The organism is Ramlibacter sp. (assembly GCF_050250995.1).
Taxonomy (GTDB): Bacteria; Pseudomonadota; Gammaproteobacteria; order Burkholderiales; family Burkholderiaceae_C; genus Ramlibacter.
Genome location: NZ_JBFWNP010000028.1, coordinates 50,534 through 67,456, shown reverse-complemented (window position 1 = coordinate 67,456; position 16,923 = coordinate 50,534). Strand labels below are relative to the sequence as shown.

The following is a 16,923-nucleotide window of genomic DNA, read 5'->3' as shown; positions in this document are numbered from 1 at the left end:
TATTACTCACCCGTTCGCCACTCGCCACCAGGGTTGCCCCCGTGCTGCCGTTCGACTTGCATGTGTAAAGCATTCCGCCAGCGTTCAATCTGAGCCAGGATCAAACTCTACAGTTCGATCTTGATTTTTGCTCATAGGAATCGAAGTGAACTTCACTTCTTTTCGTAGAGCGTTTGATTTGTTCCGAAGAACTTGGCAGTTGCCATCAAACGCCCACGCTTATCGGCTGTATATTTTTAACGAACCTGCTTGCATCGATCGAAGCTTTTGCTTCTTTCTTTGCTGCTTTCGCTGCGATCAGCGAAGCCTTGAATTATCGCAGTTTTCAGAATGACCCGTCAACCGCTGGGGTTTCTACCGATTTGCTGCTCATCACTTTCGTGCTTCGCCGCGTTTTCAGCAGAGCCTCGAATTCTATACCGTTTCTTTCGTCCCGGTCAACTCGAAGCAGATTTTTTTGCTTCCCGCCGATCTTGCTGCGAATCGAGAAGCATTTGCTTCGTGTCTCGCGGCGTTCTCAGCAGAGCCTTGAATTCTATACCGGGTTTTTCTCCCCAGTCAACTCAAGGTTTTTAGCTTCAAAACCTTTTTCACCCCCTCCGCCTTTGCTGCAGTGCGAATCGTTTTCGGCGATTTGCCTTGCTCTCATCAGCGGAGCCCGCGACTATAGCACGAGATTTTTGGCGACTGCAATGCAGAGCGAAAAATTCAGCCTTCAAGCGGGAGCGTCCTGCGCCGCTGCCCGGTGAGTGCGAACAATGCATTCGCAATTGCCGGCGCGACCGGGGGAACGCCGGGCTCCCCCACGCCGCCGGGAGTTCGCTCGCTCTTGACGATCCAGGTTTCTACTTGCGGCGCCGCAGCCAATCTGAGGAGCGGCGTCGTAGGGAAGTTCCCCTGAATGACCCGTCCTCCTTCGATGTCGATTCGGCCATGGAGGGCTGCAGACGCACCGAACACCACCGAGCTCTCCATCTGCTGGGCGACGATGGCAGGATTGACGACGGTCCCGCAGTCGATCGCGCAGGTGACGCGATGCACTCGCACTCGCCCTCCGCTCAGTGAAAGCTCCACGACCTCGGCCACCACGGATCCGAACGACTCGTGGAGCGCGATGCCGTGCGCTCTTCCCGCCGGTAGTGGCGTACCCCAACGCGCCTTCTCCGCCGCCAATGACAGCACAGCCAGATGACGAGGCGCATCGCGTAACAGTCGGCGTCTCATCTCTACGGGGTCGAGGCCCGTCCGGTGTGCCACTTCATCGACGAAGCACTCCGAAAAGAAGGCGTTGTGCGAGTGCCCCACCGAGCGCCAGAACCCGACCGGCACATCCATCCGGGTCGCCACGTGAGCAATGCGTTGATGAGCGAACGCATAGGGCAAGTCGAACAGGCCCTCGGACGCGGTCTTGTCGGGCAGGTCCACCGGCCCAGCGAATCGAGGGAGGGCGCGCTCGAACCAGCGCGGCGAAATGGCGTCGCCCGCCGAACGGATCGACAGTGCGGTGGGTTCGGATTCCCGGTCGAACCACGCGGAAAGGGCCGCTACCTGCATGGGTCGGAAGAAGTCGTGCCTCGTATCTTCCTCGCGGGGCCACAGCAACTGAACGGGTGCGCCGCCGCAGTCCATGGCCACGCGCACGGCATAGGCCGCATAGTCGACCTCCAGCCGCCGGCCGAAGCCACCGCCGAGCAGCGTGACATGCACGTTCACCCTCGAACTCGGCACGCCGGCAACACGGGCAGCGGCGTCGCGGCACATCTGCGGCACCTGCGTCGGCAACCAGAGGTCCACCACGCCATCGCGTACGCGGGCCGTGGCGTTCATTGGCTCCAGAGTGAGGTGCGCCAGGTAAGGCGCCGCATAGGTCGCATCGATGTTGCTTGCAGCAACGGTCCGTGCCTGCTCGATGTTGCCGCGCTCGTGGAAGGTGTAGCCATCCCTTTCCAACAAGGCCTGCCGCAGCATCGCTTCAATCTTCCGGGAATCGCGCGTGTCTCCCGTCCCGGGCCGCCATTCCACCTCCACGGCTTGCGCGGCGCGCATTGCATGCCACGAGGTACGCGCGACCACGGCGAATCCGGGCGCCGAGCCGGCATAGGCACGCAGCATGACGAGCCGCTCCACACCCGGCATCGCGAGCGCCGCCCCAGCATCGACCCGGCCCGTCGCGCCGCCGAGGATGGGACACAGGCGGATGGCGGCGAACCTCATGCCGGGCAGACGGACGTCGATTCCGTAGGTTGCGCGGCCGTTCACCTTGTCAGGCACATCGAGCCGCGGCGCGGCATGCCCGATCAGCCTCCAGTTCTCGCGAGCCTTGAGCGAAACCTTGCCCGGCGGCGTCGCCGCGGCAAATCGTGCAAGCGCGCCGTAGCCGATCGACCTGCCCGACGGATGCGACACGACGCCGTCGACGACGGCGAGATCGGCGACCGGCAGTCGCCACTGCAGCGATGCCGCGCCAAGAAGCGAAGCGCGAGCGGTCGCCGCGGCCGCGCGCACGACGTCCCAGGCATCGGCGACGCTCGAGGATCCTCCCGTCGCGTTGATCCCAAGTTCACGCCCCACCTTGCCTACGATCCAGCGCGCCGCCTTCGCGCGCCCGAACCCGTCTTCGCGCTCTTCGTCCTGCGGGTGCAGCGGCAGGTTGCCGAAGAGCATCGCCACGTTGCCGTAGATGGCGTCGGCTCCCGCCTGTTCGATGCGCACTCGGGCGAGCGGCACGTCGAGTTCCTCGGCCGCGAGCATCGGAAGCGCCGTATGCACACCCTGGCCCATCTCGCTGCGCGGCATGGCAAGCACCACGGCGCCGTCGTAGGCGATCTTGATCCAGCCATTGAGTGCGACGTGCCCCTCTTCGGGCAACATCAGTGCACCTGCGCCAAGCCGGGAGCGCGCAGGGATGAAGCCCCAGCCGACCACCAGCGCACCCGTCGCTGCCGCCGAACCCAGGAGCCACGCGCGCCGTTTCAACTTCTGGACCCGGCCGCGCGCTTGATCGCGAGGCGTACGCGCTGGTATGTCCCGCAGCGACAGAGATTCGTGATCGACGCGTCGATGTCGGCATCGGTCGGCCGCGGCTTTCGCTCCAGCAGGGAGGCGGCCGCCATCAGCATCCCGCTCTGGCAATAGCCACACTGCGGCACCTGTTCCGCGATCCACGCCGACTGCAGGGGGTGCGGTTTCGCCGCCGTCCCGAGGCCCTCGATCGTCTGGATCGGCTTGCCCGCGACGCTTGCCGCCCCAGTGACGCAGGACCGCACCGCCTGCCCCGCCACGCGCACCGTACATGCGCCGCAGTCCCCGATGCCGCAGCCGTACTTCGTGCCCGTCAGGCCCAGGACGTCGCGCAGCACCCAGAGCAGAGGCATGTCCGGTTCGACGTCGGCCTGCATTACGCGGCCGTTGATCTGCAGCTCCATGCGAACCCTCCTCGAGCGGGACACTATAGCCAGCACGCCATCACGGGGATAGGGGGGCGAGCCGGCCCAGCGGCGCTCGCACGATAATCGCCGCTCCCCATGGCACTCATCACCCTCTCCGCCGCGCAGCTCGCGTTCGGCCACGTCGCCCTCCTGGACCATGCCGACTTCGCGCTCGAAGCCGGCGAACGCGTCGGCTTGATCGGGCGCAACGGCGCCGGCAAATCGTCGCTTCTGAAGATCCTCGGCGGACTCGAGAAGCCGGACGACGGCATCCTCCAGCGCCAGCAGCAACTGCAAAGCGCATATGTCGCGCAGGAGCCGCAGCTCCACTCGCATGCCACCGTGTTCGAGGCCGTTCGCGACGGTCTTGCGGACGTGATCGCGCTGGTGGACCAGTACACGAGCGGCGAGGGCGACCTGGACGCACTGCAGGGCCGCATCGAAGCGCGCGACGGCTGGCACTGGCAGCAGCGCGTCGAAGAAACGCTGCAGCGCCTGCATCTCGATCCCGAGGCGCGCATCGATACGCTCTCCGGCGGCAACCGCAAGCGGGTCGCGCTTGCCCAGGCGTTGGTGCGGCAGCCCGACGTGCTGCTGCTCGACGAGCCGACCAACCACCTCGACCTCGACTCCATCGACTGGCTCGAGTCCTTGCTGCTCGCGTTCCGGGGCAGCCTGGTCGTCATCACGCACGACCGCCACTTCCTCGATCGCGTTTCCACCCGCATCGTCGAACTCGACCGCGGCCGCCTGCGCTCCTATCCCGGCAATTTCACGGCCTACCAGACGTTGAAGGAGGAGCAACTCGCACAGGAATCCGTCGTCAGCGCCAAGGCCGACAAGCTTCTCGCGCAGGAAGAGGTCTGGGTGCGCAAAGGGGTGGAGGCGAGACGCACGCGGGCACAAGGCCGCATCGTGCGCCTGCAGCGGCTGCGCGCCGAACGCGCCGCCCGCCGCGACGCCGTCGGCCGCGTGAAGCTCGACCTCGACGCCGGCGCGCGCAGCGGCAAGCTCGTCGCCGAGCTGACCGACGTGCGCAAGGCGTTCGGCGACAAGATCGTGGTCGACGCCTTCACCAGCACGATCCTGCGCGGCGACAAGGTCGGGCTGATCGGCCCCAATGGCGCGGGCAAGACCACGCTGCTCAAGCTGATCCTCGGGGAGTTGCCGCCGGACAGCGGCAGCGTGCGTCTGGGCACGAATCTGAACGTCGCCTATTTCGACCAGATGCGCGCTGCCATCGATCTCGACGCGACGCTCGAGGACTTCATCAGCCCCGGCAGCGAGTGGATCGAGATCGGCAACCAGCGCAAGCACGTCAAGAGCTATCTCGGCGATTTCCTCTTTTCGCCCGCCCGGGCCTCCTCGCCGGTTCGCTCGCTCTCCGGCGGCGAGCGCAACCGCCTGCTGCTCGCTCGCCTCTTCGCGCGCCCCGCGAACGTGCTCGTGCTCGACGAGCCCACGAACGACCTCGACATCGACACGCTGGAGCTCCTCGAAGAACTGCTGCAGGACTACCCCGGCACCGTGTTCCTCGTCAGCCACGACCGGGCATTCCTCGACAACGTCGTGACCAGCACGATCGCTTTCGAGGGCGAGGGCCGGTGGCGCGAATACGAGGGGGGCGTGACCGACTGGCTGACCCAGTCGCAACGCAGCCGCGCCGCGCTCGCGGCGACTGCGCCGGCCGCTGCCCCGAAGGCGGCCGATACGAAGACGGAACCGGCGCGACCCGCGAAGCGCAAGCTGAGCTACAAGGAACAGCGCGAACTCGATGCGCTTCCCGCCCGGATAGAAGCACTGGAAGCGGAGCAGAAGGCGATCGAAGGCCAGTTGCAGGACGGCACGCTCTACGCGAGCGACCCGGGGCGCGCAGCCACCCTCGCCCAGCGCGGGGCCGCCATCGACGACGAACTGACGGCCGCGCTGCAGCGCTGGGAAGACCTCGGCAACGTGTAGCCCCCGTCCGTCACCGATTGCCTCGAACGGCTGACTCCCCCGTCCCCCGAAGCTCATCGACGCGGGCTACATTGAGTCGGCCATGAGCCTGCGCATCATTCACTGGATCGCGATGTCGATCCTCCTCCTCTGCGCCACCGCGTGCGCGAGCCTTCCTGCCAACGGGCCGCGCCCACCGTCGCAGGCCTGGAGCGCGCCCGACGCCACGGCCCTCGGCCGCCTCGTGCAGACGCGTCGCGCCGAATCCGGATCGCGCAGCGCCTCGGGCTTCAAGCTCATCGACGTCATGGAACAGGCGTACACGAGCCGGCTGGCGCTGGCGAAGGGGGCGGAGCGCACGATCGACATCCAGTCGTACGCCATCCACGCGGATGCGAGCACCGAGACGCTGCTGCAGGAACTTCGTCAGGCGGCCCGACGGGGCGTGCGAGTGCGCATCCTCCTCGACGATTTCAACTCGGTCGGCGACGACGCGCAGGTGCTCCGGCTCGGATTCGAGCCCAACGTGGAGGTCCGCCTGTTCAATCCGCTGCCGGGCCCGCGAAACAACCTGTTCGGCCGGGTGATGACCTCGCTGCACGACATCCCGCGCATCCAGAAGCGGATGCACAACAAGCTCTTCATCGCCGACAACGCCTGGGGCATCACCGGGGGACGCAACATCGGCGACCGCTTCTTCGGCACGGGGGAAAAGCTCAACTTCGTCGACCTCGACGTGCTGGCCGCGGGCGCGGTCGTGCGCGAGATGTCGACGAGTTTCGACCGCTACTGGAACGACCCGCTCGCCTATCCGGTCCAGGCGATCCTGTCGAAGGAGGATCTCGAGCGCCTGCAGGCGCTGCCCGGGGGCGGCGCGACGGCCGACGGTTCCCCCAATCGTGCCAAGCCCCTGGCGGCCGTCTCCGCGAATTCGCCGACGATCCTGCCGAACATCTCACGCGCGGAGGCGCAGGCCGCCGCCAAGCCCCCGCTCGATCTGCGGACCGTGCCGCTGGTCTGGGCGCCGTCGACCTTCCTCGGCGACAAGCCCGGCAAGATCGCGCCGGGCGACGACGAGGTAGACGCCGGCGACACCGTGATCGACGGCCTGCTGTCGATCATGCGCGGGGCGCGGCGCGAAGTCGTCATCGTCTCGCCCTACCTCGTGCCGGGGCCGCAGATGATGGCGGTCTACGCGGAACTTCGGCAACGCGGGGTGCGCATCCGCATGCTCACGAACACCATGGCCTCCAACGATGCGCCTGCCGCCCATGCCGGCTACCTGCGCTACCGCGAAGCCATGCTGAAGCTCGGCATCGAGCTTCACGAGATGCGCGTCGATCCGGCGACCACGCCGCAACTCGCCGCCGCGGGCTCGAGCGGCAAGGGCTCCCGCGCGAGCCTGCACACGAAAGCCGTGGTCGTCGACGGCAGCCTGGCGATCGTCGGCTCGATGAATCTCGATCTGCGCTCGCAGATCCAGAACAGCGAAGTGGCGCTCGTCATCCGCAGCGCGCCCTTCGCGGCCCAGGTGCTCAAGCAGGTGGACGACACGGTCGCGAGCAACGCCTATCGGCTCGACCTCGGCAGCGGCAAGCTCGTGTGGCGCGCGCCGCCGGGCGCGCCCTTCAAGGACAGCACCGGCGAGCCGGACGCGCCGCTCAAGATGCGCGCACTCGTGACCCTGATCGGACCGTTCGCCCCGGAGGAAATGCTCTAGCCGCGCATTTCGCGCCGCATCTCCGAGAAGCGCTTCCAGAACGCGGCGTCCTGCGTCGTCGCGAAATTGATGCGCATCAGCGTGCCGGGCTTGCGCTCGGCGTGGAAAAGCGCGCCGGGGGCGAGCAGGTAGCCCGCATCGAGCATCCGCTGCGCCATCGCATCCGTATCGACGCCGGTGTCGACCCAGCCGAAGAGGCCCGCCGGTTCCGCGACGAAGGTGCAGCCGGCATTCAACGCAAGCTTGACGCTGCGGCTGCGGGCCGCGTCGAGCTTCGTGCGGATGCGCTCCGCGTGGCGGCGCAACTGGCCCTGCTCGATGCACAGCGCGAGCGCCCGCTCGAGGAGCGCCGGCGTGGTGAGGGTCGCGAGCAGCTTGGTGTCCAGCAACTGTTCGACCAGCGCGGTCGGCGCGGCGATGAAGCCGATGCGCCAGTTGGGCGCCAGGATCTTCGCGAAGCCGCTCACGTAGACCGTCCGCTGCAGCCCGTCGAGCGCCGACAGGCGCGGCGCATGCGGCGGCGCGATGTGGCTGTAGGTGTCGTCCTCGACGATGTGGAAATCGTGCTTAGCCGCGAGCTGCAGGACACGGTGCGCGCTGCCCGGCGTGAGGCAGTAGCTCGTGGGGTTGTGCAACACGCTCACGCTCACGAACAGCTTGGGCCGGTGCAGCTCGCAGTATTTCGCCATCACGGCGAGGTCGGGCCCGTCGGCGCCGCGCGGCACCGGCAAAAGCCGCATGCCCAGCGCGTTCAGGCGCGCGAACTCCACGGCCCATCCGGGCTCCTCGACCATCACCGGCTCGCCGGGCGAGAGCAGCGTTCGGCTGACGATGTCGAGCGCATGCGTCGCGCCGACCGTCGTGATGATCTGTTCCGGCGACGCCGGCACGCTCACGTCGGCCAGCTTCTTCGCCAGCGCCCGGCGCAGCCCCGAATCGCCCATCGGCTCGCCGTACTGCGACGAGAACTCGTGAAGCATCTTCGTAGAGGTCACTCTCCGTACGGCCGCCGGCATGAAGGTCGACTCGAGCCATTCCGCCGGCAGCACGCCCATGCCCGGCTGAGGCTTGTCGCTGATCTTGTGGAACATGCCGCGGATGAGGGATGTCGCATTCACCGGCGCCGGTCCGCGCTCCCGAGTGACCCAGTGCGCGGCGCTGAAGGACGACGGCGGCGCCTCGCGCGAACGCGCCGCGGGCGCCTCGCCGCGCACCGCTTCGCGCACGAAGAAGCCGCGGTTGCGCCGCGCTTCCACGAGCCCCTGCGCGAGCAGCTGGTCATACGCGGCCACCACGGTCGACGGACTCACGCCTTGTTGCTCGGCGCACTGGCGCACCGAAGGCAGTCGCGCGCCGGGCGCGAGCAGATGGTTGCGGATGCGTTCCGCGAAACGCGCGGCGAGCTGCTCGGTGAGCGACTGCGAAGAGGTCTTCATGAGCATGATGGGCGCTCCGAATGGGAAAACGTGCGGTGTCGTGTACTGACACGTCGGGCAATACAGAATGGCCGGTGATCTGGCGAAGTGTATTGGTCGTGTATTGGTATCGCAGATTACAGTGAACCTCATGCAACGGCAAGACACGCTTTCTCCATGAACTGCGCAAGCACCCCGAGGCTCACCCACCCGCGGCCCATCGCGCGGGGGCCCGTCCAGTGAGCGCCGCGGAGCTGACCGCACTGCTCGTCTTCTGCACGGCGATGAGTTTTTCGCCGGGGCCGAACACCACGCTGTCCACCGCGCTCGCGGCCAATCTCGGGCTCGCCCGCGCGCTGCGCTTCTGTTTCGCCGTGCCCGCCGGCTGGACGTTGCTGATGGCCGCCAGCGGCCTCGGGCTCGGCGCGCTCGTGCTCGGCGTGCCCGCGCTGCGCTGGGGCGTGAAGATCGCGGGCGTCGCCTACATGCTCTGGCTGGCCTGGAAGGTGTCGCGCGCCGCGTCGCTCGCGACCGTCGACGCGAGCCGCCTCGACGTCGGCTTCTGGCAGGGCGTCGGCTTGCAGTTCGTGAACATCAAGGCATGGATGCTCGCGCTCACGCTCACCGCGGGCTGGGTCGTGAACGCGGGCGGCCAGCCCTCGACCAACCCCGGCGAGCGCCTCGCCATCATCTGCGCGATCATGATGTTCTTCGCCTTCGCGAGCAATTTCACCTATGCGGTGCTCGGCTCGCTCCTGCGCGAATGGCTGTCGCAGGGCCAGCGCCTGCTCTGGTTCAATCGCGGCCTCGCGGCCGTGCTCGTCGTCACCGCGGCATGGCTGCTCGTCGCATGAGGTCCGACGAAATTCGCGGGCTCTGGCTCGGCTTCGCGGGCGTGGCGATCTTCGCGCTCACCTTGCCGATGACGCGCCTGGCGGTCGGCACGCCGGAGGCGCCGCAGATGTCCGGCATGTTCATCGCGCTCGGCCGCGCCGTCGTGGCGGCGGCGTTGTCGGCGGTGTTCCTCATCGCGACGCGCGCGCCGCTGCCCGGGCGCGCCGAATGGTTGCCGCTGGCCGTCACTTCCGCCGGCGTGGTTTTCGGCTTTCCGCTTTTCACGTCCATCGCGATGCGCCACGTGGAGGCGGTGCATGCGAGCGTGATCGTCGGCGTGCTGCCGCTCGCCACGGCGGCGGTCGGCGCGCTCCTGCATCGCCAGCGGCCCTCGGCCGGGTTCTGGCTCTGCGCCCTTGCGGGCAGCGCGCTCGTCGTGGCGTTCGCGCTCGTGAAGGCATCGGCCACGGGCGCCACCCTGCACGTCGCGGACCTGCTGCTGCTCGCCGCGATGGGCTGCGCAGCGATCGGCTATGCGTTCGGCGCGCACCTGTCGCAGCGCATGCGCGCGGAGCACGTGATCTGCTGGGCGCTCGTCATCGCACTTCCGGCCACGGCGCCGCTCGCCTTCCACGCCATGCCGCGCGCCGCGGTGCCGCCCTCGGCATGGTGGGGCTTCGCCTACGTGGCGGTGTTCTCGATGTGGATCGGGTTCTTCGCCTGGTACCGCGGCCTCGCGCTCGGCGGCACCGTGCGGGTAAGCCAGGTCCAACTCGTCCAGCCATTCCTCAGTATGCTGTTCGCCGTGCCCCTGCTGGGGGAGCGGCTCGATGCGACGACCGTGGGCTTCGGGCTCGCCGTGATCGCCACCGTCTTCCTCGGCAAGCGAATGCCCGTGCGCCCCCTTGCACCCCCGAAAAAGCTGGAGACACCATGAAACCCGACGCCATGCCAAAAGAATCCGCGCAGCCATGGACGCTCGCGCGCCGCGCCGAACTTATGAACCCCTCGTTCATCCGCGAGATCCTCAAGGTCACCGAACGACCCGGCATCATCAGCTTCGCGGGTGGCCTGCCTTCGCCGAAGACCTTCCCGGTCGATGCCTTCGCGCAGGCCTGCGCGCAGGTGCTGCGCAGCGACGGCGCGGCCGCGCTGCAGTACGCGGCGAGCGAAGGCTACGGGCCGCTGCGCGAAGCCGTCGCGGCGATGCTGCCGTGGAAGGTGGATCCCGACCACGTGCTGATCACCACCGGCTCGCAGCAGGGGCTCGACCTCGTCGCCAAGATCCTCGTCGACCACGGCAGTCGCGTGCTCGTCGAGACGCCCACCTACCTCGGCGCGCTGCAGGCGTTCACGCCGATGGAGCCGCAGATCGTGAGCGTCGACAGCGACGACGAGGGCGTCCGCGTCGAAGACCTCGACGGCAAGGCCGAGGGCGCCCGATTTCTCTACGTGCTGCCGAACTTCCAGAATCCCACCGGCCGCACGATGAGCGAGGCGCGCCGGGCCGCGCTCTCCGCGCGCGCCGCACGGCTGGGCCTGCCCCTCGTCGAGGACAACCCCTACGGCGACCTGTGGTTCGATGCGGCGCCGCCCCTGCCGCTGTCCGCGCGCAACCCGGATGGCTGCGTCTACCTGGGATCGTTTTCCAAGGTGCTCGCGCCGGGCCTGCGCCTGGGCTTCCTCGTGGCGCCGCCCGCGATCTTCCCGAAGCTGCTGCAGGCGAAGCAGGCGGCCGACCTGCACAGCCCCAGCTTCAATCAGCGCATGGTGTCGGACGTGCTCAAGGACGGCTTCCTCGACCGCCATGTGCCGACCATCCGCGCGCTGTACCGCAGCCAGCGCGACGCGATGCTGGCCGCGCTCGCGCGCGAAATGCGCGGACTCGATGTGACGTGGAACACGCCGGTGGGCGGCATGTTTCTCTGGGCGCGACTGCCCGCGGGCGTGTCCGCCGTGGATCTCCTGCCGAAGGCCGTCGACCGCGGCGTCGCGTTCGTGCCCGGCGCGGCCTTCTACGCCGAGGACGCCGACGCGCGCACGCTGCGGCTTTCGTTCGTCACCGCGTCGCACGAGCAGATCGACACCGGCGTCGCCGCGCTCGCGCAGGTGATCCGCGAAGCAACGAAGCGCTGAACATGCTGCGCATCTGGGGCCGCATCTCCTCCATCAACGTCCGCAAGGCCGTGCTGGCGGCGCAACTCCTCGGCCTCGAATTCGAGCGGATCGACGCGGGCGCGGACTTCGGCATCGTCGACACGCCGGAATACAAGGCGAAGAATCCGAACTCGCTCGTGCCGCTGCTGGACGAGCGCGAGGGCGAAGGCGATGGGTTCACGCTCTACGAGTCGAACGTCATCGTTCGCTACCTGTGCGCGAAGCACGACCCGGGCGGCATGTACCCGCTCGACCTGCGCGCCCGCTTCGACGCCGAGCGCTGGATGGACTGGCAGCAGACCACGCTCAACGGCGCGGGCCGCGACGCATTCCTCCAGTTGATCCGCGTTCCCGAGTCGCAACGGCAGCAGGACCTGATCGACCGCTCGGTCGCTGCGAGCGAGCCGCTTTGGGACCGGCTCGACGCGGAATTGTCGAAGCGCGCGTTCATCGCGGGCGACCGCCTCACCATGGCCGACATCCCCCTCGCGTGCGAGGCCCACCGCTGGCAAGGCCTGCCGCTCGCGCACAAGCCGCGTCCCAACCTCCAGCGCTGGTACGAGGGACTTCGCGCAAGGCCCGCCGCCGCCGGCGTCCTCGACCTGCCACTCACCTGAATTCTTCATGAAGCACCGCGCATTCAAACAGGTCGACGTGTTCACGGCCGTGCCCTACCGGGGCAATCCGCTGGCCGTCGTGCTCGACGCCGAGGGGCTGTCCACCGAGGAGATGCAGCACTTCACGAACTGGACGAACCTCTCCGAGGCGACGTTCCTGCTGCCGCCGACGCATGCGGGCGCGGACTACCGGGTCCGCATCTTCTGTCCGGGCCGCGAACTACTATTCGCGGGACATCCGACGCTCGGCAGCTGCCACGCATGGCTGCAGGCGGGAGGCAAGCCACGCGGCGAATTCGTGGTGCAGGAGTGCGGCATCGGACTCGTGAAGCTCCGCCGCGATGGAAGCCGGCTCGCCTTCGCGGCGCCGCCGCTGCGCAAGCGCGGCCCGCTCGACGAGGCCGATGTGTCGCTCATCGCACGCGGGCTGGGCGTTGCGCGAACGGACATCGTCTCGCATGCCTGGTGCGACAACGGACCGAACTGGCGCGGCGTGATGCTGCGCTCCGCGCAACAGGTGCTGGACTTGCGCCCCGACGCCGCCGTCCTCGCCGGACTGGATATCGGCGTGGTCGGCCCGCGCGGCAAGGTCGGCGTCATCGGCGCTCACAGCGGCGACGACGAATGCGCGTTCGAAGTGCGCGCCTTCTTCCCCGGCAACAACGGCATGACCGAGGACCCCGTGACCGGCAGCCTCAACGCCGCGCTCGCGCAGTGGCTGATCGGCGACGGCATTGCACCGCCGGACTACGTGGCGAGCCAGGGCACGGCGCTCGGCCGCGCGGGCCGCGTGCATGTCGAGCGCGCCGCCGACGGCGAGATCTGGGTCGGCGGCACGTCCGTCACCTGCATCGACGGGACGGTGAACCTGTGAACCTGCCGGCCCGCATCGACCACCTCGTCGTCGTCGCGGCCAGCCTCGGCGAGGGCGCGGCGTGGTGCGAGGCCACGCTCGGCGTCACGCCCGGCCCCGGCGGCGAGCATCCGCTGATGGGCACGCACAACCGCCTGCTTCGCATCGCTACCGTCGACCATCCACGCGCGTATCTCGAGATCATCGCGATCGATCCCGCGGCGGCGCCGCAAGGCGGTCGGCGTCGCTGGTTCGACATGGACGACGAAGCCATGCGTTCGACCATCCGCCGCGAGGGGCCGAGGCTCGTGCATTTCGTGGCGAGCGTCGCGGACGTCGCCGCCGCCACGAAGGAACTGAAGGCGCTGGACATCGAACGCGGCGAGGTGGTCCCCGCATCGCGCATGACCGCGCGCGGCCTGCTGGAGTGGAAGATCACCGTGCGCGGCGACGGCCACCGCACGTTCGACGGCTGCCTGCCGACGCTGATCGAGTGGGGCGCGCGGCACCCCGCGCCCGCCCTGCCCGAGTGCGGGGTGACCCTGCACTCGCTCGCGGTCACGCATCCGCAGGCGCCCAAGCTGGCCGCGGCATATGAAGCCATCGGCCTGCATGCGGCCACCGTTGCTCCCGGTGCCGCCAATCTGTGCGCAACCCTGTTCACGCCGCGGGGCCGCGTTCAACTCGAATCGCGAGGTCTGTGATGCAGTACCGGCGCGAAGACGTCGAAGCCGCGTGACGGACGGTCGCGGAATTCATGCCGCCAATGCAACGCGGCCGATGAGACCGCGCAGGCGCACGCATGTCGGACGGACAAGCGCGTGACACGCCGTGGTCCCGCGCCCCATGCGGTTTCGGCAGAATCGCGGGCATGGGCACGCTTTACCTCGTTCGTCACGGCCAGGCCTCCTTCGGCGCGGAAGATTACGACCAGCTGAGCGAGCTCGGCCATCGCCAGAGCGTGAGGCTCGGCGAATACTTCGCGCACAAGGGAATCCGCTTCGATGCCCTCATCGCCGGCACGCTGCGGCGCCACAAGCAGACGCTGGAGGGCATCCTGCGCGGGATGAACCTCGCCGGCGAGCACCTCGCGTGGGACGGGTTGAACGAATACGACAGCGACGCGGTGATCGCGACGGTGCATGACGGCAAGCTCGACAAGCCCGCCGACTCCGACATGTACCGCCACCATTTCCGGCTGCTGCGCGACGGACTCTCGCGCTGGATGGCGGGCACGGCGAGCCCGCGCGGCATGCCGTCGTACGCGGACTTCGTGAAGGGCGTCGCGGGCGCGCTCGATCACGTGCGCCAGAACCACTACGGCCAGAACGTGCTCGTCGTCTCCAGCGGCGGCCCCATCTCCACCGCAGTCGGCCACGTGCTGAACACGCCGCCGCAAACCACGATCGAGCTCAACCTGCGCATCCGCAACACCTCGATCACGGAATTCGCCTTCACGCCGAAGCGGCACATGCTCGTCACCTACAACGGCCTGCCGCATCTCGATGCGGCCGAGTACGACGGCTGGATCACGTACGCCTGAGGCCGAAGCCCAAGCCGATGGAACGGTAGTGGCCGCCCGTCGTCGAGGACGACAGGCGTCGAGGCGCTCGACTGCACGTTAAGGATGACTTAAGACAGGGGCGCGAGCATCGGCCCCATGTCGACTTCCTCCCGCACCGGCGTGATCGTGGGTGCCGCCTTCGCCCTCCTCCTCGCCTGGGACGCGTCCGGCTGGGACATCGCGCTGGCCCGTGCGCTCGCACCGGAAGGCGCCTTCCCGCTGCGCGACCACTGGCTGCTCTCCGGCCTGCTTCACGAAGGCGGCCGGCGCGTCTCCTGGCTCGCGGCCGCAGCGCTGTGCGTGGGCATCCGGTGGCCGTTCGGGCCGCTGCGTCGACTGCCCTTGCGCCGGCGGGCGCAGCTCGCGGCCACCACGCTCGTCGCCGCGCTCGCGATCTCGGTCCTCAAGGGCTTCAGCACGACCAGCTGCCCCTGGGACCTCGCGGGCTTCGGCGGCCTCGCGCGGCATGTCTCGCATTGGAGCCGTGTCGCCGATGGCGGCCCGGGACACTGCTTTCCCGCCGGTCACGCCAGCTCGGGCTTCGCGTTCGTCGGCGGGTACTTCGTCTTCCGCGACATCGACGCGCGCATGGCGCGCCGATGGCTGGCTGCGGCGCTGGGGGCGGGGCTGGTCTTCGGCCTCGCGCAGCAGGCGCGAGGCGCTCACTTCATGAGCCACACGCTGTGGACCGCGTGGCTTTGCTTCACCCTCGCCTGGGTCATCGACGAAATCGTGCGCACGCGCAAGGCGCAACGCGCATGAAGCGCATCGACCGCTTTCTCGCCCGGCCGCTTGCGCTGGTCGTCGTCTGCAGCCTGTGGATGGCGACGGTGGGCAATGTGCCGCTCTGGCGCGAGTTCGGCGAGCTCGCGTTCTTCGACGATGCGTCGGGCTGGGCGCTGGCGGGGGCGCTCGCCCTCGTCATCGCGGCGGTGCTCGTCGCGCTCCTGAGCCTGCTCGCCTGGCGTGGCTGGCTGAAGCCGGCCATGTGGCTGCTGCTGTTCGCCAGCGCCATCGGCGTCCATTTCATGCTGCAGTACCACGTGGTGATCGACAGCGGCATGCTGCTCAACGCCCTTCAGAGCGATCGCCGCGAATCCGCCGACCTGCTGGGCCCGGGGCTCGCGTTCTCGGCTATCTGGGGCGCTGCGCTGCCGGCGTGGCTGGTGTGGCGCACGCCGCTCGACCTCACATTCGACCGGCAGCGGATATTTCGCAACGTCGCCTCGGCCCTGGCGGCGCTCCTGCTCGGCACCGTGGTCGTCATGGCCTGCTTCCAGCCGCTCGCCTCCGCCATGCGCAACCACAAGCAGTTGCGCTACCTGATGAATCCGCTGAACACGGTGTACGCCGTGGGACAGCTGGCGGTCAAACCCCTGCGACGCGACGCGCGCCGGCTCGAGCCGCTCGGACGCGACGCCCGCCTCGGCGCGACCGGGCAGCGGCCGCCGCTTCTCGTCCTCGTGCTCGGGGAGACGGCGCGTGCCGGCAACTTCGGGCTCAACGGCTACCCGCGCAACACGACGCCCGAACTCGCGGCAGTCGGCGTTGCGAGCTTCCGCGACGTCGAGTCCTGCGGCACGAGCACGGCGGCATCGGTGCCTTGCATGTTCTCGCACCTGGGCCGCGAGCGCTTCGCCGCGCGCGACGCCGAGCACGAAAACCTGCTCGACGTCCTGCAGCATGCGGGCCTCGCCGTGCTGTGGGTCGACAACCAGGGCGGCTGCAAGGGCGTGTGCGACCGGATCTCCCAGGCCAGCACGGTCGGCGAGACCGACGCCGACCTCTGCCGCGACGGCGAATGCCAGGACGAGATCCTGCTGCGCCGGCTGGACGCGCGCATCGCGGCGCTGCCCGCTGCCGCCCGCGAGCGCGGCGTCGTCGTCGTGCTGCACCCCATGGGCAGCCATGGGCCTGCCTACAGCCGGCGCTCGCCGGCCGGCTTCAAGCGCTTTCAGCCCGAATGCGTCAGCAACCGTCTGACGGACTGCGACCGCGCCGCCATCGTCAACGCCTACGACAACTCCATCGCCTACGTCGACCATCTGCTCTCGTCGACCATCGGCTGGCTGCGCGAGCGTTCGGCCGGCTTCGACACGGCGATGCTCTATGTGGCCGACCATGGCGAATCGCTGGGCGAGAACAATCTGTACCTGCACGGCCTGCCGCGCGCCATCGCACCACGGGTCCAGCTGCAGGTCCCCTGGGTAAGCTGGTTCTCGCCCGCGTTCGAACAGCGCACCGGCATCGCGTCGGACTGCCTGCAGCATAGGCGCGACGTGCGGCTGTCGCACGACCACTACTTTCATTCCGTGCTCGGCGTGCTCGACGTGCGCACCACCGTCTACGACTCTTCGCTCGATGCCTACGCGGCCTGCCGGCCCCAGTGAGTAGACT

The 16,923-nt window shown here is 68.4% G+C and carries 14 protein-coding genes and 1 rRNA gene; 11 read left to right on the top strand and 4 right to left on the bottom strand.

The window, feature by feature from the left end; all coding sequences use genetic code 11:
- The 3 genes from AB7E83_RS17740 to AB7E83_RS17730 form a co-directional block, all read right to left on the bottom strand.
- Positions 1-116 (bottom strand): 16S ribosomal RNA (locus AB7E83_RS17740); the annotation flags it as partial.
- Between the two features lie 592 nt (positions 117-708).
- Positions 709-2,976 (bottom strand): molybdopterin cofactor-binding domain-containing protein, encoded by a 2,268-nt coding sequence (locus tag AB7E83_RS17735; RefSeq protein WP_428571782.1) that lies wholly within the window; start codon positions 2,974-2,976, stop codon positions 709-711.
- A complete protein-coding gene (locus tag AB7E83_RS17730; RefSeq protein ID WP_428571780.1) occupies positions 2,973-3,425 on the bottom strand; it encodes a (2Fe-2S)-binding protein in 453 nt (150 codons plus the stop codon). Before AB7E83_RS17730 ends, AB7E83_RS17735 begins: the two co-directional genes overlap by 4 nt.
- A 99-nt stretch (positions 3,426-3,524) precedes the next feature.
- Between AB7E83_RS17730 and AB7E83_RS17725 the strand changes: the two genes are divergently transcribed.
- Together AB7E83_RS17725 and AB7E83_RS17720 are read left to right on the top strand one after the other, a co-directional pair.
- Positions 3,525-5,387, top strand: a complete 1,863-nt coding sequence (locus tag AB7E83_RS17725; RefSeq protein WP_428571778.1) for an ATP-binding cassette domain-containing protein — start codon at positions 3,525-3,527, stop codon at positions 5,385-5,387.
- Between the two features lie 82 nt (positions 5,388-5,469).
- Entirely contained in the window at positions 5,470-7,086 is a 1,617-nt protein-coding gene (locus AB7E83_RS17720) for a phospholipase D-like domain-containing protein (RefSeq protein ID WP_428571777.1), read from the top strand.
- On the opposite strand, the gene AB7E83_RS17715 is transcribed toward AB7E83_RS17720, so the two are convergent.
- A complete protein-coding gene (locus AB7E83_RS17715; protein WP_428571775.1) occupies positions 7,083-8,528 on the bottom strand; it encodes a PLP-dependent aminotransferase family protein in 1,446 nt (481 codons plus the stop codon). The two genes, AB7E83_RS17720 and AB7E83_RS17715, sit on opposite strands and share 4 nt — an antisense overlap.
- 212 nt (positions 8,529-8,740) lie before the next feature.
- Between AB7E83_RS17715 and AB7E83_RS17710 the strand changes: the two genes are divergently transcribed.
- The 9 genes from AB7E83_RS17710 (at position 8,741) to AB7E83_RS17670 (ending at position 16,916) form a co-directional block, all read left to right on the top strand.
- The gene (locus tag AB7E83_RS17710) at positions 8,741-9,355 is read left to right on the top strand and encodes a LysE family translocator (RefSeq protein WP_428571773.1); all 615 of its coding nucleotides are present in this window, start codon (positions 8,741-8,743) and stop codon (positions 9,353-9,355) included.
- Positions 9,352-10,272: a DMT family transporter gene (locus AB7E83_RS17705; protein WP_428571771.1), complete on the top strand. Its 921-nt coding sequence runs from the start codon at positions 9,352-9,354 to the stop codon at positions 10,270-10,272. The genes AB7E83_RS17710 and AB7E83_RS17705 overlap by 4 nt, the downstream gene beginning before the upstream one ends.
- 11 nt (positions 10,273-10,283) lie before the next feature.
- Positions 10,284-11,471, top strand: a complete 1,188-nt coding sequence (locus tag AB7E83_RS17700; RefSeq protein ID WP_428571769.1) for a PLP-dependent aminotransferase family protein — start codon at positions 10,284-10,286, stop codon at positions 11,469-11,471.
- Between the two features lie 2 nt (positions 11,472-11,473).
- Positions 11,474-12,109: a glutathione S-transferase family protein gene (locus AB7E83_RS17695; RefSeq protein WP_428571767.1), complete on the top strand. Its 636-nt coding sequence runs from the start codon at positions 11,474-11,476 to the stop codon at positions 12,107-12,109.
- A gap of 7 nt (positions 12,110-12,116) precedes the next feature.
- The gene (locus AB7E83_RS17690; protein WP_428571765.1) at positions 12,117-12,983 is read left to right on the top strand and encodes a PhzF family phenazine biosynthesis protein; all 867 of its coding nucleotides are present in this window, start codon (positions 12,117-12,119) and stop codon (positions 12,981-12,983) included.
- Positions 12,984-12,985: 2 nt separating this feature from the next.
- Entirely contained in the window at positions 12,986-13,666 is a 681-nt protein-coding gene (locus AB7E83_RS17685; protein WP_428571793.1) for a VOC family protein, read from the top strand.
- A 167-nt stretch (positions 13,667-13,833) separates the two neighbouring features.
- Positions 13,834-14,505 carry a histidine phosphatase family protein gene (locus AB7E83_RS17680; RefSeq protein WP_428571763.1) on the top strand — a complete coding sequence of 224 codons (672 nt, stop codon included), beginning with the start codon at positions 13,834-13,836 and terminating at the stop codon, positions 14,503-14,505.
- A 117-nt stretch (positions 14,506-14,622) separates the two neighbouring features.
- Entirely contained in the window at positions 14,623-15,288 is a 666-nt protein-coding gene (locus tag AB7E83_RS17675) for a phosphatase PAP2 family protein (protein WP_428571761.1), read from the top strand.
- Positions 15,285-16,916 carry a phosphoethanolamine transferase gene (locus AB7E83_RS17670; RefSeq protein WP_428571760.1) on the top strand — a complete coding sequence of 544 codons (1,632 nt, stop codon included), beginning with the start codon at positions 15,285-15,287 and terminating at the stop codon, positions 16,914-16,916. The genes AB7E83_RS17675 and AB7E83_RS17670 overlap by 4 nt, the downstream gene beginning before the upstream one ends.
- Positions 16,917-16,923 lie beyond the last annotated feature (7 nt).